This is a genomic window from Pseudooceanicola sediminis (assembly GCF_003575965.1).
Classification (GTDB): Bacteria; Pseudomonadota; Alphaproteobacteria; order Rhodobacterales; family Rhodobacteraceae; genus Pseudooceanicola; species Pseudooceanicola sediminis.
In genome coordinates this window covers 1-17,931 of record NZ_QWJJ01000007.1, presented here as the reverse complement: position 1 = coordinate 17,931, position 17,931 = coordinate 1, and the positions used below count along the sequence as shown (strand labels likewise).

Genomic DNA, 17,931 nt, shown 5'->3' with positions numbered 1-17,931 from the left:
ACCCCGCCCCGGCCTCTGCCCCGGCGGCGGCCACCTCAGCGCGTGAAGGCTTCCTTGTTGCCCGCATCGACGTTGATGATGTTGCCCGTCGATTTCGCCGACTTGTCCGAAGCGAGGAAATACGCGGCCTCCGCAATATCCTCCGGCAGGACCGAGCGTTTCAGCATCGAGCGGTTGCGATACATCTCTTCCAGCCCGTCCTTGTCGGTCTTGTAGGTGCTGGCGCGCTGGTCCAGCCATTCGCCCTCCCAGATCTTCGAGCCGCGCAGAACCGCGTCCGGGTTGACCACGTTGACACGAATACCGGCCTCGGCCCCCTCCAGCGCCAGACAGCGGGCAAGGTGAATTTCGCTTGCCTTTGCAGTGCAATAGGCCGCCGCATTGGGGCTGGCGGCAAGGCCGTTCTTCGACGCCACGAACACGACTGCGCCGCCGATCGCCTGCGCGCGCATCAGTTTGAACGCCTCACGCGACACAAGGAAATACCCGGTCGACAGGATCGACATGTTCTTGTTCCACAGCTCAAGCGAGGTCTCCTCGATGGGCGCGGAAGAGGCGATTCCCGCGTTCGACACCAGGATGTCGACGCCGCCGAATTCGACCGCGATCTCGCTGTAAGCCGCCGCGACGGCGGCCTCGTCCGTGACGTTCATCGCCACCGTGCGCACGACGTCCTTTGAGTATCGACCCGCCAGCCTGTCCTTCACCGAGGCCAGCGCGCCCTTGTCGATATCGGCCAGCATCACGCAGGCGCCCTCCGACAGGTACCGCTCGGCCGTGGCCGCCCCGATGCCCCCCGCGCCGCCGGTGACCAGCGCCACCCGGCCCGCCAGGCTTTTCGGGGCGGGCATCCGTTGCAGCTTCGCCTCCTCCAGCAGCCAGTATTCGATGTCAAAGGCCTCCTGCTCGGGCAGGCCGCAGTATTCCGACACCGCCGACGATCCGCGCATCACGTTGATCGCATTGACATAAAACTCGCCCGAGATGCGCGCGGTCGCCTTGTCCTTGGCAAAGGTGATCATGCCGACGCCGGGCACCAGGTAGACCACGGCGTTGGGGTCACGCATGGCCGGGCTGTCGTCATGCTTGCAGCGCGCGTAATAGGCCGCATAGTCTTCTCGGTAGGCCGCGACCTGATCGGGCAAGCCCGACAGAACCTCGTCGACATTGCCCTTGGCTGGGTCGAAGGCCACGACCAATGGCCGGATCTTGGTGCGCAGAAAGTGATCGGGGCAAGAAGTGCCAAGCGCCGCAAGTGCCTGCATGTCCTTGGAATTCACGAACTCCAGCACCGCATCGCTATCCTCGAAATTGCCAACCATGTGCTGTGCGCCGGACACCATGCCACGGATCGCCGGCATCAGCCGCGCGGCAACTGCACGACGCTCCACCGCCGCCAGACTGTCATGGATCGCGCCGCCAAAGGCGGGCTTGCCGCTGGTCTCTTTCTCGAAATAAGCGATGGCGGTGTTGATGATCTCCAGCGTCAGTTCATAGCAGGCCTTGGCGTCGTCATCCCAGGTGAACAACCCGTGGCTCTCCAGCACGACCCCCTTGGCGTCGGGGTTCTCAAGGCAGAATTTCTCCAGCCACAGCCCCAGCTCATACCCCGGTTTCTTCCATGGCAGCCACCCGATGCTGTCGCCAAAGATCTGCTGCGTCAGCTCACGCGAATTCTTCGATGCGGCGATTGCGATGATCGCGTCGGGGTGCATGTGGTCGACGTGCTTCTTTGGCACATAGGCATGCAGGGGCGTGTCGATGCTGGCCGCACGCGGGTTCAGCGCCCAGGTGCAATGCGGCAGATAGCCGACCATTTCGTCTTCGAAGGCAACGCCGCGATACAGCCCCTTCAGCGCATTCAGCTTGTCCATGTAGAGTGTCGCGAACCCGTCCATCTTGATCGACCCGACATCGCCGCCCGATCCCTTGACCCACAGCACCTCGACCGCCTCTCCAGTCAGGGGGTCCTTTTCCATCACCTTCGCGCTGGTATTGCCGCCGCCGTAGTTGGTGATCCGCTTGTCCGACCCCAGCAGATTGGACCTGTACAGCAGCTTTTCCGATTCGCTCATCTGGCTTGCCGTGTCCTCGTCCCACTTGGACAAAAGGCGCGTGGTCGCGGGTGTCATGATGGTCATGCTGGTTCCTCCGGGGCGTTCCTGCGAGAACGATGTTTTCAGGCGAAAGCTGTCAGGGGTGCGTCGCATTGTCAATCATAAACGATCACCAGCAATCATGCTGCAATGCAGAATGAAAAGTTACGATCATTTATGATTGACAATGATTGAGCTTCTACGACAGGCTGACGACAGAGCGAGGACAAAGATGCACGAGAAAGAACGCCACAGGATCATACTCTCCGCCGTTCAGGACCGCCCGGTCGTGACGGTGCCAGAGCTTTGCGCGCTGACGGGTGCGTCAGAGGCGACGATCCGGCGCGACATCGCGGCGCTGCATGTGTCCAAGAAGCTGCGGCGCGTGCGTGGCGGGGCAGAGGCCCTGCACCCGACCCAGTTTCCCGGTCTCGCCGGTCGGCCCTTCACGCTGAACGAAACCGTCAGGATCGCGCAGAAACGCGCAATCGCGCGCGCGGCGGTCGAGCTGTGCGAGGATGGAGAGCCGATCATCATCAACGGCGGCACGACGACCTTTCAGATGGTGCATCCCTTGGCCTCGCGCCGGTTGCAGATCTTCACCAACTCGTTTCCCATCGCGGAACACCTGCTGAAGAATTCGCGCAATACCATCCTGTTGTCGGGCGGCGTGGTGTATCGCGAACAGAACATCATCCTGTCACCCTTTGAAAATGACGTGACGCGCAATTTCTACGCCCGCCGCATGTTCATGGGGGCGCAGGGCATCGGCCCGCTGGGGTTGATGGAGGCCGACCCGCTGCTGATCCAGGCGGAACACAAGCTGATCGGGCAGGCGGACGAACTGATCGTTCTGGCCGACAGCACGAAATTCGAAAATCGCTCGTCTCTGGTGCTTTGCCCGCTGGATCGTATCCAGCGACTGATCACCGATGACGGCATCTCGGACCGCGCCGCCTCGATGCTTGAGGCGGCAGGTGTACAACTGATCGTGGCGACCCCGAGCACCACGATACAGGAGGCCTCGGGAGGGTAGGCGCAAACGTCTGCGATGAGGCGCAAAATTTCGGGAATTGTTCTTTAGGGAGGAGACAATCATGAAACTGTCCAAACTGCTGATCACAGCGGCCACCGCGATCGGCCTTACGGCATCTGCCGCCGCCGCGGACGAAATGCGCATCGCGCTGGTCGTCAAGGCACTCGGCATCGGCTTTTTCGAGGCCGCCGCAAAAGGCGCCGAGGAAGCCGCCAGTGAACTCGGTGATGTCAAGATCATCTACACCGGCCCGACCGAAACCACCGCCGAGGGCCAGATCGAGGTGATCAACGCCCTGATCGCGCAGAACGTCGACGCCATTGCCGTGTCGGCCAATGACACCGACGCGCTGGTGCCGACCCTGAAAAAGGCCATGCAGCGCGGCATCACCGTGATTTCCTGGGACTCGGGCGTGGCGCCCGAAGGCCGGTCGGTCCACCTCAACCCGTCGTCCAACCCGTTGATCGGCAACATGATCATCAAGCTGGCGGCGGACAACATGCCCGATGGCGGTGATGTGGCCGTGCTGTCTGCAACCACCACCTCGACCAACCAGAACATCTGGATCGACGAAATGAAAAAGGTCATGCCGGACTATCCCGGGATCAATCTGGTCACCACGGTCTATGGCGACGATCTGGCGGATAAATCCTACCGCGAGGCGACGGGCCTGCTGCAAACCTATCCCGACCTCAAGGCGATCATCGCGCCGACCTCGGTCGGTATCGTGGCCGCCGCGCAGGCCGTGGCGGATGCCGGCAAGATCGGTCAGGTCAATGTGACCGGCCTTGGTCTGCCGTCCGAAATGGCCGGTGCGGTCGAAAGCGGGGCGTCGGAAAGCTTCGCCATCTGGAACCCCATCGACCTCGGCTATTCCGCCGCGATGATCGCCTATCACCTCGCCAAGGGCGACGCCGAGGCGACAGCGGGCGCGGAAATTCCGATGGGCCGCATGGGCGCGCTGACGCTGGATGACAACCTCGAAGGCGCGATGGCGGACCCCTTCGTCTACGACAAGTCCAACATCGAAGAGTTCAAGAGCATTTTCTGAGGGGGCTTTCCGCAGGGCGACCCAAAGCGCCCTGCGGCACCACCGGACCGGGGGCGTCGCGCCCGGTCCACCCCTCTCTCGTCAGGAAATCCGCCATGCCCTACGATACCACCTCTGCCGGTGACACGCCGCCCGTCGGCCAACCGATCCTTGCCCTGAACGGCATCGAAAAGGTCTTTCCCGGCGTCAAGGCGCTGGATGGGGTGCATCTGTCGCTCTATCCCGGTCAGGTCACCGCGCTGGTCGGTGAAAACGGCGCGGGCAAATCCACCATCGTCAAGATCCTGACGGGCATCTATCAACCCGACGGCGGGGAAATCCTGCTGAACGGCACTGCAATCACCTTTCCCACCGCCCAGCACGCCGCCGCTGCGGGCGTCACCGCGATCCATCAGGAAACCGTGCTGTTTGACGAACTGACGGTGGCCGAGAACATCTTCCTGGGCCACGCCCCCCGCACCCGCCTCGGCCTGCTCGACTGGCGCGCGATGCGGCGCGCGGCTCAGGCCATCCTCACCTCCATCGGCGCCGACATCGACCCCGGCGTGAAACTGGCCGAACTCGGCATCGCCTCCAAGCACCTCGTGGCGATTTCCCGCGCGCTCTCGATCGACGCCCGCGTCGTGGTGATGGACGAACCCACCGCCGCCCTGTCGCACAAGGAAATCCACGAGCTGTACGAGCTGGTGGAAAAGCTCAAGGCGCAGGGCAAGGCGATCCTCTTCATCAGCCACAAGTTTGACGAGATCTTTCGCATTGCCGACCGCTACACAGTGTTCCGCGACGGCCAGTTCGTCGCCGAGGGCCGTATTGATGAGGTGAGCGAGAGCGACCTTGTGCAGATGATGGTCGGCCGCTCCGTCGATCAGGTGTTCCCGCAGCGCACCCCCACCCTGGGCGAAGAGATCCTGACCGTCGCGGGTTACGCCCATCCGACCGAGTTCGAGGACATCAATTTCACCCTCCGCCGGGGCGAGATCCTCGGGTTCTACGGCCTTGTCGGCGCGGGCCGGTCCGAATTCATGCAATCCCTCATCGGCATCACGCGTCCATCCAAGGGCGCGGTCAAGATCGAGGGTCACGTGCGCATCATCCGCTCGCCCGCCGAGGCGATCCGCGAAGGCATCGTCTACGTCCCCGAGGATCGCGGCAAGCAGGGGGCGATCACCGCCCTGCCGATCTTTCAGAACGTCACACTGCCGTCCCTCGCGCAAACCTCGCGCAACGGCTTTTTGCAACTGGCCGAGGAATTCGATCTGGCGCGCGAATACACCCAGCGGCTGGACCTGCGCGCGGCCTCGCTCGACACGCCGGTCGGCGCGCTCTCGGGCGGCAACCAGCAAAAGGTCGTCATCGCCAAGTGGCTGGCCACCAAGCCCCGCGTCATCATTCTGGACGAACCGACCAAGGGCATCGACATCGGGTCCAAGGCGGCGGTGCACGACTTCATGGCCGAACTTGCCGCCGAAGGCCTGGCCATCATCATGGTCAGTTCGGAACTGCCTGAAATCCTCGGCATGTCCGACCGTGTCATCGTGATGCGCGAAGGCCGCATCGTGGCCGAGGTTTCGGGTGACGAGATGACCCCGCAAACCCTTGTCCGCCACGCAGCGGGCATCGGACAGGAGGACGCCGCATGATCCCCCTTCGTCTGACCCGAGAGGTGCTGCTGGCCTTCGCGCTGCTGGTGCTGCTGGCGCTGGTCGCGACCCGGTTTCCCGGCTTCGTCGCGCCATCCAATCTTGCCGCGGTGTTCAACGACACCTCGGCGCTGATCATCTTGGCGCTTGGCCAGTTCATCGTCATCCTGACGCGCTGCATCGACCTGTCGGTGGCGGCCAACCTCGCCCTGACGGGCATGGTCTGCGCGCTGCTGAACACCGTCGCGCCGGACCTGCCCATCGTCGTCACGCTGGCCCTTGCGCTGGCCCTTGGGGCGACACTCGGCGCGGTGAACGGGTTTTTCGTGTGGAAACTCGACATCCCCCCGATCGTCGTCACCCTCGGCACGATGGTGATCTTTCGCGGCATCATCTTCCTGATCTCCGACGGCCAATGGGTCAACGCGCATGAGATGAGCGCGCGTTTCACCGCCTTCCCGCGCTATGAGATGCTGGGTATTCCAATGCTGTCGTGGTGTGCCGTGCTGGTCATTGCGCTGGTCTACCTGATGGTGACGCGCACGTCGCTGGGCCGGTCGTTCTTTGCGGTCGGCGGCAACCCCCACGCGGCGGTCTATACCGGCATCGACGTGGGCCGCACCCAGTTCCTGGCCTTCGTCATCTCGGGCACGCTGGCAGGTCTCGCGGGCTACCTGTGGGTGGCGCGCTATGCCGTGGCCTATGTCGATATCGCCGGCGGGTTTGAGCTTGATGTCGTGGCGGCCTGCGTCATCGGCGGGGCGGCGATCAGCGGCGGCGCCGGGTCTGTCGTCGGCATCGTGCTGGGGGCGCTGTTCCTCGGCGTGATCAAGAACGCCCTGCCGGTCGTCGATATCTCGCCCTTCTGGCAGCTTGCCATCTCCGGCTCGGCGATCATCATCGCTGTGGCGCTGAACGCCCGTTCGGGCCGCGCCAAGGGCCGGATCATCCTGCGCAAAGCGGAGCATGCACATGAGCCTGTCTGACACCGCCCGGACCCAAGGCGCGACCCCCGCCACCCAGCGGCGCGACCCCCGCCAGATCCCCGACCGGCTGACCACACGCGGCCAGCGCGTGCTGAAGTCGTGGGAGGCGCTGTTGCTGCTGGTCGGCATCGCCATCTTCGTCGCCAACTGCTTTGCCTCGCCCTATTTCCTGTCCCCGTGGAGCCTGTCTGACGCCACCTTCAACTTTACCGAAAAGGCGATGATCGCCTTCGCCATGGCCCTGCTGATCATCTCGGGCGAAATTGACCTCTCGGTCGCGGCGATCATCGCGCTGGCCTCCACCGCCATGGGGGCGGCGGCGACGGCGGGCTTTGGTACGCCTGTGCTGGTCGGTATCGGCCTTGGCACCGGGCTGCTGTGCGGCGCGTTCAACGGTGTGCTGGTGACCCGCCTCGGGCTGCCCTCCATCGTCGTCACCATCGGCACGATGAGCCTGTTTCGCGGCCTTTCCTATATCGTGCTGGGCGATGGCGCCTATCGTGGCTACCCCGATGGCTTTGCCTTCTTTGGCCAGGGCTACGTCTTTTGGGTGGTGTCGTTCGAATTCGTCCTGTTCGCCGTCCTCGCCGTGATCTTTACGGTGCTGCTGCACAAGACCAACTTTGGGCGGGCGGTGTTTTCCGTCGGCAACAACGCCACCGCCGCGCTGTTCTCCGGTATCCGCGTGCCCCGGGTCAAGATGATCCTGTTCCTGCTGACCGGGCTGATGAGCGGCGTCGCCGCGATCTGCCTGACCTCGCGCCTCGGCTCGACCCGCCCCTCGATCGGGCTGGGGATGGAGCTTGAGGTCGTCACGATGGTCGTGCTCGGCGGGGTCAGCATCCTGGGCGGGTCGGGCTCCATCCCCGGCATTGTCATCGCCGCCTTCGTGCTGGGGCTGCTGACCTTCGGCCTCGGGTTGCTGAACGTGCCGGGCATCGTCATCTCGATCTTCACCGGCGCGCTGCTGATCGGCGTCATCGCCCTGCCACGCCTGATCGCGAAAGGACGGCGGTGATGCAGAAACACGCCTTCAAGATGCGCCTGAACCCCGGATGCCGCGCCGAATACCAACGCCGCCACGATGCCATCTGGCCCGAGCTGTCTGCGCTGCTGAAGGAGGCGGGCGTCTCGGACTATTCGATCCACTTCGACGCCGAGACGGATACGCTGTTCGCGGTCCTGTGGCGACGCGACGATCACGGCATGGACGCGCTGCCCGATCACCCCGTAATGCGGAAATGGTGGGTCTACATGGCCGATATCATGGCGACAAACGCAGACAATTCGCCGGTCGCCACCGATCTGCCCATGCTCTTTCACATGGCCTGAGCGACGGCCCCGCATGACCTCTCCCCTCCATATCGCCGTGATCGACGTGGGCAAGACCAATGCCAAGCTGGCACTGGTCGACGCCGAGACGCTGTCCGAAATCGCCGTCGTCACCCGCCCCAATACCGTGCTGCCAGGCCCGCCCTATCCGCATTTCGATCTCGACGGGCACTGGGCGTTCTTCCTCGATCACCTCACACGCTTTCACGCCGCCCACGGCATCGATGCGATCTCGGTCACCACCCACGGGGCCTCGATCGTGCTGCTGGACGAAAACGGCGGGCTTGCGACGCCGATGCTGGATTATGAACACCCCGGCCCTGAGGAGCAGGCCGCCGCCTACGATGCGCTCCGGCCCGGCTTCGCGCAAACCGGCTCGCCCCGCCTGGCGGCCGGGCTGAACGTCGGCGCGCAGCTGCACTGGTTGTTCTCGCGCGATCCCGGGCTGCTGGCGCGCACGGCCCATATCGTCACCTACCCGCAATACTGGGGCGCCCGCCTGACGGGGGCCTTTGCCACCGACGTGACCTCGCTGGGCTGTCACACCGACCTCTGGATTCCTGCGGCGGGCGCGTTCTCTCCGCTTGTCGACCGCCTCGGCATCCGCGACAAGATCGCGCCCGCGCTGCATTCGGGCGATACCCTGGGGACAGTCTCCGCGGATGTCGCCGCGCTGACCGGCCTGCGGGAACAGACCCCGGTGACCTGCGGCATCCACGATTCCAACGCCTCGCTCTATCCCCATGTCGCGGCGCGGCGGGGGGCGTTTTCCGTCGTCTCGACCGGGACATGGGTGGTCGTCATGGCGGTGGGGGGCGACGCCGTGACCCTCTATCCGGGCCGCGATACGCTGGTCAACGTCAACGCCCTTGGTCAGCCGGTGCCCTCGGCCCGCTTCATGGGTGGGCGCGAATACGAACTGATCCGCACAGACGAGGCGCCGCCCGCCACGACACAGGATCGCAACGCGGCCCTGTCCGGCCCCCTGCTGCTGCCCTCGGTCGAGGCGTCCTGCGGCCCCTATCCCGGCCTGCCGATGCGCTGGCTGGGGGCGCAGGAACCATGGGGCGCGGTCCGGGGGCTGGCGCTGTCGTGGTATCTGGCGCTGATGACCGACACATGCCTTGGACTTGTCGGCGCGCGCGGCCCGGTGATCGTCGAGGGGCCGTTCGCGCGCAACCCCGACTACCTTGCCATGCTGGCCGCGCTGCGCCCCGGCGGGGTCGAGGTCGTCTCCTCCGCCACCGGCACCGCTGCGGGGGCGGCGCTGCTGGCAGGCGCTGTCGCCAGCCCGCCGGCCACCCGTGTCCACCCCCGCCCAACCGAACATGCCGCACTTGTCGCCTATGCCGAACGCTGGCAGGCGGCGGTGTCGCTGCACGCGGAAACGAACGGGAAACCGGCGCTGTTCTCGCACACCTGACGCCCCGCCCTTGCGGCGCCGCGCGTCAGGCCGCCAGGTGGCTGATCAGGATACCGCAGCCCATGATGATCAGCGCCCCGCCGCCGATCGCCTCGGCGATGCGGCCAAAGCGCAGGCCAAGAACGCCACCCGCCATCAGGCCCGCCGTGGCCATGCAGGTCGTCGCCACCCCGATCGCCAGGGCGACCGTCAGGATGTGGACCTGCGCAAAGGCCAGCGACACGCCCACGGCCATCGCGTCGACAGACGTGCCGATGGCCGTCGCCAGCAGGGCCCATGGGCTTGTGTGCTCGGGCAGGGCGCTGCCGTGCCCCTGTGCTGCCGACAGGATCATGCGGCACCCGACCACGCCCAGCAGGGCAAAGGCGATCCAGTGATCGACCGCCGCGACATAGCGGCTCGCCGCCATGCCCAGCGTCCAGCCGATCAACGGTGTCACGGCTTCGGCCAGGCCAAAGATCATCCCGGTGCGCACGGCCCGCCCCAGGCCGATGCCCTGCCGCTTCGCACCGCGCCCAAGCGCGGCGATGAACGCATCGATCGACAGACTGAGGGCAAGGATGCCGATGCTGACCGGGGACATGGGGCGTATCCTGACTGCGAAGATGCAAAAGACGCCGACCCTGCGGGCGGCGTCAAAAAGGTGGGTCGGTTTGTCCTGTTCGCATCAGATAGGGTGCGGATGGACAAGTGTCAAACAATTCAAAGACATATATAATGATACGCATTCGCAACTGGCAGGGTGTGGCGGGCTCGTGATGTAACCGCTCGCCATTGCATCGCCCCCATGCCTCCGCCCTTTCCACCCCGCGCGCCACGGTCCAGGACAAGACGCGCGGCGGGCAGGCGGCGTGCGGCGCCCGGCGCGTCAAACCGCCAGCAGTTTCAGCACGTTGGCCGGGCCAGTCGGCGTGATGCCGGTCGGGTTCAGGGCCTTGATCGAATAATAGCCGCGCGTGATATGGTCCATGTTCACGGTCCCGGCAACGCCGGGCAGGTGCAGCACGTTTTCCATCAGCGCCTGCAATTTCGGGTAATCCGCGATCCGGGCCCGGTTGGTCTTGAACAGCCCGTGATAGGCGGCATCGAACCGGATCAGGGTCACGAACAGGCGGATGTCGGTTTCCGTCACCGCTTCTCCGAACAGGAAATCGCCTTCGATCCGGTCCTCCAGCATGTCCAGCGTTTCGAACACGCCCTCGACCGCCTCGTCATAGGCCTGTTGCGAACTGGCAAAGCCCGCCTTGTAGACGCCGTTGTTCAGCCGGTCATAGATCACCGGGTTCAGCGCGTCGATGGCGCCGCGCAGCGCCTGCGGATAGAGGTCGACCTTGCCGGGCACGATCGCCTCGAAGGCGGTGTTCAGCATCCGCAGGATGTCGGCGCTTTCGTTGTTGACCATCATGTCACGCTTTTCGTCCCACAGCACCGGCACCGTCGCCCGCCCGGTAAAGGCCGGGTCGGCACGTGTGTAGATCTCGTGCATGTACTGCGCGCCGAACAGCGGGTCATCGTCGGCCCCGGGATAGCCGCCAAAGGACCACCCCTGATCGCTCAGCATCGGGGCGACGACCGTGACCGAAATCACCTCCTCCAGCCTCTTCAGCTTGCGGGCGATCAGGGTACGCGACGCCCATGGGCAGATCAGCGCGACATACAGGCGATAGCGCCCTGCCTCGGCGGGAAACCCGGCTTCGCCCGTCGGTCCGGCGGAACCGTCCGGCGTGATCCAGTTGCGAAAGGACGAGGTCTGGCGAATAAACCGTCCCTCGGCATCCTTGGCCTGTACCGGCGTCCAGTCGCTTGTCCAGTGTCCGTTCACCAGCATCTCGGTCTCTCCGTCCTGCCCGATGGGCCTCAGCAAGGGAAAACGCCCGCCCGGATCGAACGGGACGGGCGTTTGGCGCGGGCGTCAGTCGGCTGACTTGCGGCCCAGCGGTTTCAGGGCGTAGGCGCCGTCGCCCAGGGCCGCGATGGCGGCCATGACAAAGGCCCACATCACCGGATATTCCCAGCCACCACCGGGGTTGGAAAAGGTAAAGCCGTTGCCGGCGTGGCCAAACAGCGCCGCGCCCAGCATCACGGGAACCATCACCAGCGCGACGAGGCGCGTGCCGACGCCCAGGATCAGGGCCAGCCCGCCGATGATCTCGATCAGCATGGTCGCATAGCCCAGCCACCCGGGCAGGCCGATCGACTGGAAATATCCGGCCGTCCCGGCCGGGGTAAAGACGAACAGCTTGACCAGGCCGTGGATCAGGAAAAGCACGCCGGTGACAACGCGCAGTATCAGCGCCGCATAGGGGGCCGTCTTGGTATCGATCATGTCAGTCACTCCTTGGCGCGTCTGCCGCGCCGGTTGAAGGGGGATGTGCGTCGGCAGGCCCTCCGGCCCCGTCGCGATGACCGCCTTTTCGCGTATTTCCGTTTTCCTTGATACGGCGTATGTGTGGAATGACCTTCGCCATTTTGTTCCGAATGAGGCCCGCCATGGATTTTCTCGACGGCATCCGCGTCTTTGTCGCCGCGGTCGACACCGGGTCTTTCGCCCAGGCCGGGGCGCGTCTGGGCATTTCCGGCAAGCTGGCGTCGAAATACATGGCCGCGCTCGAGGATCGCCTCGGCACCCGGCTGCTGCAACGCACCACGCGCAAGCTCGGCATGACGGCGGCGGGCGAAAGCCTCTATGCCCGCGCCCCCGCCTGGCTGGACGAGTTCGAGGAGATGACCTCGGCGATCAACGAACCGGGGCGCGGGCTGAGCGGTACGCTGCGCGTCTCGGCCCCGGTGATCTTTGGTGAACACCAGGTCCAGCACCTGCTGCGCCGCTTTCGCGCGCTGCACCCCGACCTGGTGATCGACCTGCGCCTGTCGGATGCCTATTGCGACCTCGCTGCCGAAGGGACGGACGCCGCCATCCGCATCGGCGCGCTGTCCGACAGTGCCCTGCTGGCGCGGCGGCTGGGGGCCACGGGATTGCTGCTGGTCGCTTCGCCCGGCTACCTTGCGCGCCACGGCACGCCGCAGCGCCTTGACGATCTCGGCCATCACGCCTGCCTGCGCGACACCAACATCCGCAGCCGCGGCGGCTGGGATCTGACCGAGGAGGGCGTGCTGCGCAAGATCGTCGTGCGCGGGCCCTACATGGTCAATTCCGCCCGCGCCGCGCTGGAACTGGCACTCGCCGGCGAAGGCATCGCCATGTCGCCCGACTACGTGATCGGCCCCGCCCTGCGCGATGGCCGACTGGTCCGCGTGCTGCCCCATGTCGAGGCGCCGCCCCTGGATATCCACGTCGTCTACCTTGCCGGGCGCAGCATGCCACGCCGCCTGCGCGCCTTCCTCGACTTCCTCGCGGCGCACAAGCGTGACCTGTTCGATCCCGCCGGATCGACCCCCTGAACACAACCTATGGCAGATCTTTCGCAAAACATTGCAAAAACGCGGGTAATGATGGTACTTGACCCGACCAAACCGAGCGGGGCGAGGGCTTATGCTGCGAACTTTCTGGGAAAATGTCATTCTGCCGCTGGTTGTGCGGCCCAGCCGCTTTCAGGTGGCGGCTCTGTGTTATCGCAATGCGGGGGCGCAGGTGCAGGTGCTGGTGATCACCTCACGCGACACCGGGCGCTGGATTCTGCCAAAGGGCTGGCCAAAGCGCGGCTTTGATGCCGGCGGCACCGCGCTCGAGGAAGCGTGGGAGGAAGCGGGCGTCAAATCCGACGGCACACCGCCCCGCATGATCGGCACCTACCGCTATGACAAACGCCTCAAGGGGGGCGTACCCGTCACAACGGACGTCGAGGTCTTCGCGATCCCGGTGGTCAAGCTGCTTGACGATTTCCCCGAGGCGGCAGAACGCACCCGCGAATGGATGACCCCCGAGGACGCCGCCAATGTCGTCGATGAACCCGGACTGAAGGCGCTGTTGCGCGACCTGCCCGTGACAGTAACAGGCTGACGACGTGCCGGGCAGGTGGCCCGGACTGCGCCGGGCGCGTGTCGCCTCACCGCAGGTACAGACTCCAAGGCCCAGCCCCGCAGGCAGACGCCCGCAGGCAACGCCCCGCAGGTCTGCCGGCCCGACCCAAGCCCTTCGCACGACAGCATAAACGGAAAAAGTACCTTGCCAGACCCGACCAACAATTATCAGTGGCAGACGCTCGACCGCGATCTGAACCGTTTCTCGCGCGTCGAATACGCCACCAACTACGTCTCGCGCCCGCTGGTCGGGGTCGGGGTCTCGCTCGTGTTCATCGTGCTCGCCTCGCTGGCCGCGGCGCTGATCATCGGACAGGAGCCGGGGTCGCTGATCGTCATCGCGGCGGCGGCTTTCGGGGCCTACATGGCGCTGAACATCGGCGCCAACGACGTGGCCAACAACATGGGCCCGGCGGTCGGGGCCAATGCCCTGTCGATGTTCGGTGCCATCGCCATCGCCGCGATATTCGAAAGCGCGGGGGCGCTGCTGGCTGGGGGGGACGTCGTCTCGACCATCTCCAAGGGCATCATCGACCCCGCGGCGGTCGCCAATACCCGCATCTTTGTCTGGGCCATGATGTCGGCGCTGCTGTCGGCGGCGATATGGGTCAACCTGGCCACCTGGATCGGTGCGCCGGTGTCGACCACGCACTCCGTCGTCGGTGGCGTCATGGGGGCAGGGGTGGCCGCCGCGGGCTTTGGCGCCGTGCAATGGGGCACCATGGGCGCGATTGCCGCCAGCTGGGTGATCTCGCCGTTGCTGGGCGGCATCATCGCCGCCGCCATGCTCGCCTTCATCAAGTCCCGCATCATCTACACCGAAGACAAGATTGCAGCGGCCCGCAAATGGGTGCCGGTGCTTATCGGGCTGATGACCGGCGCCTTCGCCACCTACCTGGCGCTCAAGGGGCTCAAGCATCTGTTCGCCATCACCATGGGGCACGCGCTGCTGATCGGTGCGGGCGTCGGGCTGGCCAGCTGGGCCATCGCGATCCCGCTGATCCGCCGCCAGTCGCGGGGCCTGGAAAACCGCAACCGGTCGCTCAAGGTGCTGTTCGCCTTTCCGCTGGTCGCCTCGGCGGCGTTGCTGTCGTTTGCCCATGGCGCGAATGACGTTGCCAACGCGGTCGGGCCGCTGGCCGCCATCGTCCACGCCCAGCATTTCGGTGCCGCCGCCGGGCAGGTCATGATTCCGATGTGGGTCATGGTCATCGGCGCTTTCGGCATCTCCTTCGGGTTGGTCCTGTTCGGGCCGAAACTGATCCGCATGGTCGGCAACCAGATCACCAAGCTGAACCCGATGCGGGCCTATTGCGTCTCTCTCTCGGCGGCGCTGACGGTGATCGTCGCGTCGTGGCTGGGATTGCCCGTCAGCTCGACTCACATCGCGGTCGGCGGGGTGTTCGGCGTCGGCTTCTACCGCGAATGGTACATGGAAAAGCGCGCGCGCACCTCGGCCCAGGCCCGTCCCGCAACCCCAGGTCACGCGGCCGAGGAACGCCGCCGCCGCAAGCTGGTGCGCCGGTCGCACTTCATGACCATCATTGCCGCCTGGGTGATCACCGTGCCCGCCGCGGCCCTGATGTCGGCGCTGATGTTCCTGCTGCTCGGCGGCCTGCTGGGCTGATCCCGCCAGCCCGCCCTGCTGGACGCTCAAGAGGGCGCCGCCACTGGTCGGGGCTGCTGCTCCGGGCCGCCGATGCGCTTGCCGGTCCATTCTGCGGGGCAACTCGGCGGGCCCTGTGACAGGGGGGGGCGAGCCCGGCGGACGAATCCTTTGCCTCATCCGGGGGGCTAGCTGCGGCGCGATTTCGTCTCATCTGTATGCGCCCGCGACTGCGCGCCGGCACCGTTCAGATACCGTTTCAATACCGTTCAGATACCGACGTGGCTATTTCACGATATCAATGGCTTAGCCCGGCCTTACCGACGCTCGTGTCCGACACGCAAGGCCACGGCGGATCATCCGCCGCGTTTGGGGGCCTGCGGCCTGCGACATTGCATCCCGCGCCAAAGGGCTCACGCCCATTCAACCCGGTTGCAAAACCGCCTATATGATGGGCAACATAGACGGAGCATTTCATGACCATGGCCACTGACATAGACGACCGCGCGCTGAAACCCGCCCTGCTTCGCGGCGCCCGTGGCCGTTGCCCGCGCTGTGGCGAGGGCGAATTGTTCAGCAAATACCTCAAGATACGCAGCACATGCCCGCATTGCGCGCTTGATCTGACGCATCAGCGCACCGATGACGGCCCGGCCTATATCACCATCCTGATCGTCGGGCACGTCGGGGTGTTCCTGCTCACATCCCTGTTTCACCTGATGGCTGACCGCCCCCTGGTGCTGGCCCTGAGCATGTCCGCCGTCTGCCTGGTGCTGGCGCTACTGATGCTGCCGCGCGTCAAGGGTGGGATGGTCGGCCTGCAATGGGCCAAGCGAATGCACGGATTCTAGACACGTTTTCAGCGGTTTAGCCGACCGGAGTCAACAGCGGCGCCCCCGCGAAATGCGCCGCCAGGTTGTCGACGACCAGCTGCGCCATGGCATCGCGCGTCTCGACCGTACCGCTGGCGTGGTGCGGTGACAGGGCAACATTATGCAGGCTGGTCAATGCCTTGTCGGCCTCCGGCTCGCGCGCGAACACATCCAGCCCGGCCGACCCCAGCCTGCCGTCCTGCAACGCCGCGATCATCGCCGCCTCGTCCACCACGCTGCCACGCGCGATGTTGATCAAGGTGCCCCGCGGCCCGATCGCCTCGATCACCTCTTTCGACACCAGGGCTTCGGTCTGTGCCCCCCCCGGCGTGGCGATCACAAAGATGTCCGACCATTCCGCAAGTGCCTGTGGAGAAGGCATAAATTCGAAATCCACCGGCTTTTCACTGCGGGCGCAATAGCCCACGCGCATCCCGAAGGGCAGGCACCGCGCGGCAATCGCCTGGCCGATCCGCCCCAGCCCCAGGATGCCGACCTTCTTGCCCTTCAGCGCAGACGTCAGCGCGAACGGCCCCTCCTGCGCCCAGGCCCCGGACGCGACATAGGCGTGCCCCTCAACCAGCCGCCGCCGGGTCATCAGGATCAGCCCGAGCGCGATATCGGCGACGTCATCGGTCAGCACATCCGGCGTGTTGGTGACGTGGATGCCCCGCGCCGCACAGGCCCCCAGGTCGATCTTGTCCGTTCCCACGCTCGACGTCGCGACGATTTCCAGGGCAGGCAGGGCCGCGACCTCGTCAGCCGTGATGCCGCGCCCGCCTGTCGTGACAGCCGCGCGGATTCTCGGCGCGACCTCTGCCAGAAACGCAACAGGATCTTCCGCAAGATCAAGGCGATGCACGGTATAAGCCGCCTCCAGCTGGCGCATCTGATCGGGCCGGATCATGGACAGGACGAGGAGGTCGGGCAGGGGCATGTTGGCTCTCCAGCAAGGGGGGAAGACGATGTTGGCCACCGCGGCGGGCGCGATGACCGGTTGTTATCCGACCGTTCGTATCACCGGCCCTGCTCCTTGCGCCAGCGCGCGAACTTCTCGAGGTTCTCGTCCTTGGTTCCGGGGTAGAGACCGATGATCCCCGCCCCATTCTTGACCTCTTCAACCACGAAATCCTCATAGACCGTCATCTCGACCGCCTCATCCGCGATCTCGTCCGCGATGCCCGCAGGTATGACGATCACGCAGTCCGCATCGCCCACGATGATGTCTCCGGGAAAGACCGGCGCGTCGCCACAGCCGATTGGGCCATTGATTTCAATGGCTTCGTTGCACGTCAGGTTGGTTGGGCTGGAGGGGCGCTGGTGATAGGCAGGTATTTGAAGATCCGCGATGACGGCCGCATCGCGAAAGCCTCCGTCCGTCACGACACCGGCCCCGCCACGCATCATCAGCCGCGTGATCAGGATATCCCCGGCCGAAGCCGCCTCAGCGCTCTTGCGGCTGTCCATGACCATCACGTGCCCTGGCGGGCAGGTTTCGATCGCGACCCTTTGCGGATGCTCCGGGTTGCGGAATTCGCTCAATTGGTTGCGGTCTTCACGCGCAGGCATATAGCGCAGGGTAAACGCCGGCCCGACCATGTTCGCGCCCTTGAAACCGATCGGGTGCACGCCCTGGATCACCTGGTGGCGCAGACCGCGCTTGTACAGGGCGGTGGCGAGCGTGGCGACCGAGACGCCCATCAACTTTTCGCGGGTTTCTTCTTTCATTTCATAGGTCTCCTTGCTCATGCGATGTCATCGGGCAGGACGCCCTTCGGGATGTTCTGAAAGCAGACGGGGCGCAGGAACCTGCGGATGGACAGGGTGCCGACGGAGGTGGCGCCAAAGTTGGTGGAGGCGGGGTAGGGACCGCCGTGCACCATGGCGTCGGCGACCTCGACGCCGGTC

17 protein-coding genes and 1 pseudogene are annotated in these 17,931 nt (G+C 65.2%); 11 read left to right on the top strand and 7 right to left on the bottom strand.

Translation table 11 applies throughout. The features are described from left to right. Positions 1-35: 35 nt before the first annotated feature. Complete coding sequence (locus DL237_RS09060; RefSeq protein WP_119398947.1) at positions 36-2,132, bottom strand: bifunctional rhamnulose-1-phosphate aldolase/short-chain dehydrogenase; 2,097 nt, start codon at positions 2,130-2,132, stop codon at positions 36-38. A gap of 196 nt (positions 2,133-2,328) precedes the next feature. Between DL237_RS09060 and DL237_RS09055 the strand changes: the two genes are divergently transcribed. The 7 genes from DL237_RS09055 to DL237_RS09025 all read left to right on the top strand — a co-directional run bounded on the left by DL237_RS09055 (position 2,329) and on the right by DL237_RS09025 (position 9,564). Next, positions 2,329-3,132 carry a DeoR/GlpR family DNA-binding transcription regulator gene (locus DL237_RS09055; RefSeq protein ID WP_119398746.1) on the top strand — a complete coding sequence of 268 codons (804 nt, stop codon included), beginning with the start codon at positions 2,329-2,331 and terminating at the stop codon, positions 3,130-3,132. Between the two features lie 61 nt (positions 3,133-3,193). Continuing rightward, a complete protein-coding gene (gene rhaS / locus DL237_RS09050) occupies positions 3,194-4,183 on the top strand; it encodes a rhamnose ABC transporter substrate-binding protein (protein ID WP_119398745.1) in 990 nt (329 codons plus the stop codon). A gap of 95 nt (positions 4,184-4,278) precedes the next feature. Then, entirely contained in the window at positions 4,279-5,823 is a 1,545-nt protein-coding gene (locus tag DL237_RS09045) for a sugar ABC transporter ATP-binding protein (RefSeq protein ID WP_119398744.1), read from the top strand. Continuing rightward, positions 5,820-6,809, top strand: coding sequence for an ABC transporter permease (locus tag DL237_RS09040; RefSeq protein WP_119398743.1), 990 nt, complete (start codon positions 5,820-5,822; stop codon positions 6,807-6,809). Before DL237_RS09045 ends, DL237_RS09040 begins: the two co-directional genes overlap by 4 nt. Continuing rightward, positions 6,796-7,827, top strand: coding sequence for an ABC transporter permease (locus DL237_RS09035; protein ID WP_119398742.1), 1,032 nt, complete (start codon positions 6,796-6,798; stop codon positions 7,825-7,827). Before DL237_RS09040 ends, DL237_RS09035 begins: the two co-directional genes overlap by 14 nt. Continuing rightward, a complete protein-coding gene (gene rhaM / locus DL237_RS09030; protein ID WP_199672027.1) occupies positions 7,827-8,141 on the top strand; it encodes an L-rhamnose mutarotase in 315 nt (104 codons plus the stop codon). Before DL237_RS09035 ends, rhaM begins: the two co-directional genes overlap by 1 nt. Before the next feature lie 13 nt (positions 8,142-8,154). Beyond that, positions 8,155-9,564, top strand: coding sequence for an FGGY-family carbohydrate kinase (locus tag DL237_RS09025; protein ID WP_119398740.1), 1,410 nt, complete (start codon positions 8,155-8,157; stop codon positions 9,562-9,564). Between the two features lie 25 nt (positions 9,565-9,589). Here DL237_RS09025 and DL237_RS09020 read toward each other — a convergent pair whose 3' ends face one another. The 3 genes from DL237_RS09020 to DL237_RS09010 all read right to left on the bottom strand — a co-directional run bounded on the left by DL237_RS09020 (position 9,590) and on the right by DL237_RS09010 (position 11,890). Next, on the bottom strand, positions 9,590-10,147 hold the full coding sequence (locus tag DL237_RS09020) for a manganese efflux pump MntP (RefSeq protein ID WP_119398739.1): 558 nt from the start codon (positions 10,145-10,147) through the stop codon (positions 9,590-9,592). A 285-nt stretch (positions 10,148-10,432) separates the two neighbouring features. Continuing rightward, positions 10,433-11,392 (bottom strand): glutathione S-transferase family protein, encoded by a 960-nt coding sequence (locus DL237_RS09015; protein WP_119398738.1) that lies wholly within the window; start codon positions 11,390-11,392, stop codon positions 10,433-10,435. Between the two features lie 84 nt (positions 11,393-11,476). Further along, on the bottom strand, positions 11,477-11,890 hold the full coding sequence (locus DL237_RS09010; RefSeq protein ID WP_119398737.1) for a DoxX family protein: 414 nt from the start codon (positions 11,888-11,890) through the stop codon (positions 11,477-11,479). Positions 11,891-12,054: 164 nt separating this feature from the next. On the opposite strand from DL237_RS09010, the gene DL237_RS09005 reads away from it, so the two are divergent. From DL237_RS09005 to DL237_RS08990, 4 genes are all read left to right on the top strand, one after another. Then, positions 12,055-12,966, top strand: coding sequence for a LysR family transcriptional regulator (locus DL237_RS09005; RefSeq protein ID WP_119398736.1), 912 nt, complete (start codon positions 12,055-12,057; stop codon positions 12,964-12,966). Between the two features lie 91 nt (positions 12,967-13,057). Further along, positions 13,058-13,525: an NUDIX hydrolase gene (locus tag DL237_RS09000; RefSeq protein WP_119398735.1), complete on the top strand. Its 468-nt coding sequence runs from the start codon at positions 13,058-13,060 to the stop codon at positions 13,523-13,525. Positions 13,526-13,690: 165 nt separating this feature from the next. Next, a complete protein-coding gene (locus DL237_RS08995; protein WP_119398734.1) occupies positions 13,691-15,172 on the top strand; it encodes an inorganic phosphate transporter in 1,482 nt (493 codons plus the stop codon). Between the two features lie 455 nt (positions 15,173-15,627). Beyond that, complete coding sequence (locus DL237_RS08990) at positions 15,628-16,002, top strand: DUF983 domain-containing protein (RefSeq protein ID WP_119398733.1); 375 nt, start codon at positions 15,628-15,630, stop codon at positions 16,000-16,002. A 16-nt stretch (positions 16,003-16,018) separates the two neighbouring features. Here DL237_RS08990 and DL237_RS08985 read toward each other — a convergent pair whose 3' ends face one another. From DL237_RS08985 to DL237_RS08975, 3 genes and pseudogenes are all read right to left on the bottom strand, one after another. Further along, positions 16,019-16,960 (bottom strand): 2-hydroxyacid dehydrogenase, encoded by a 942-nt coding sequence (locus DL237_RS08985; protein WP_119398732.1) that lies wholly within the window; start codon positions 16,958-16,960, stop codon positions 16,019-16,021. An 80-nt stretch (positions 16,961-17,040) separates the two neighbouring features. Further along, complete coding sequence (locus DL237_RS08980) at positions 17,041-17,772, bottom strand: ribonuclease activity regulator RraA (RefSeq protein ID WP_233544919.1); 732 nt, start codon at positions 17,770-17,772, stop codon at positions 17,041-17,043. Further along, a pseudogene (locus DL237_RS08975) lies at positions 17,769-17,931 on the bottom strand (aldehyde dehydrogenase (NADP(+))); the annotation flags it as partial. The pseudogene DL237_RS08975 and the gene DL237_RS08980, both read right to left, overlap by 4 nt.

Coding starts and splice junctions, on each gene's coding strand:
- DL237_RS09035 (WP_119398742.1), top strand. CDS start 6,796: ATGAGCCTGTCTGACACCGCCCGGACCCAAGGCGCGACCCCCGCCACC.
- DL237_RS08990 (WP_119398733.1), top strand. CDS start 15,628: ATGACCATGGCCACTGACATAGACGACCGCGCGCTGAAACCCGCCCTG.
- DL237_RS09000 (WP_119398735.1), top strand. CDS start 13,058: ATGCTGCGAACTTTCTGGGAAAATGTCATTCTGCCGCTGGTTGTGCGG.
- rhaS (WP_119398745.1), top strand. CDS start 3,194: ATGAAACTGTCCAAACTGCTGATCACAGCGGCCACCGCGATCGGCCTT.
- DL237_RS09025 (WP_119398740.1), top strand. CDS start 8,155: ATGACCTCTCCCCTCCATATCGCCGTGATCGACGTGGGCAAGACCAAT.
- DL237_RS09015 (WP_119398738.1), bottom strand. CDS start 11,392: ATGCTGGTGAACGGACACTGGACAAGCGACTGGACGCCGGTACAGGCC.
- DL237_RS09020 (WP_119398739.1), bottom strand. CDS start 10,147: ATGTCCCCGGTCAGCATCGGCATCCTTGCCCTCAGTCTGTCGATCGAT.
- DL237_RS09010 (WP_119398737.1), bottom strand. CDS start 11,890: ATGATCGATACCAAGACGGCCCCCTATGCGGCGCTGATACTGCGCGTT.
- rhaM (WP_199672027.1), top strand. CDS start 7,827: ATGCAGAAACACGCCTTCAAGATGCGCCTGAACCCCGGATGCCGCGCC.
- DL237_RS09040 (WP_119398743.1), top strand. CDS start 5,820: ATGATCCCCCTTCGTCTGACCCGAGAGGTGCTGCTGGCCTTCGCGCTG.
- DL237_RS09060 (WP_119398947.1), bottom strand. CDS start 2,132: ATGACACCCGCGACCACGCGCCTTTTGTCCAAGTGGGACGAGGACACG.
- DL237_RS08980 (WP_233544919.1), bottom strand. CDS start 17,772: ATGAGCAAGGAGACCTATGAAATGAAAGAAGAAACCCGCGAAAAGTTG.
- DL237_RS09005 (WP_119398736.1), top strand. CDS start 12,055: ATGGATTTTCTCGACGGCATCCGCGTCTTTGTCGCCGCGGTCGACACC.
- DL237_RS09055 (WP_119398746.1), top strand. CDS start 2,329: ATGCACGAGAAAGAACGCCACAGGATCATACTCTCCGCCGTTCAGGAC.
- DL237_RS08985 (WP_119398732.1), bottom strand. CDS start 16,960: ATGCCCCTGCCCGACCTCCTCGTCCTGTCCATGATCCGGCCCGATCAG.
- DL237_RS09045 (WP_119398744.1), top strand. CDS start 4,279: ATGCCCTACGATACCACCTCTGCCGGTGACACGCCGCCCGTCGGCCAA.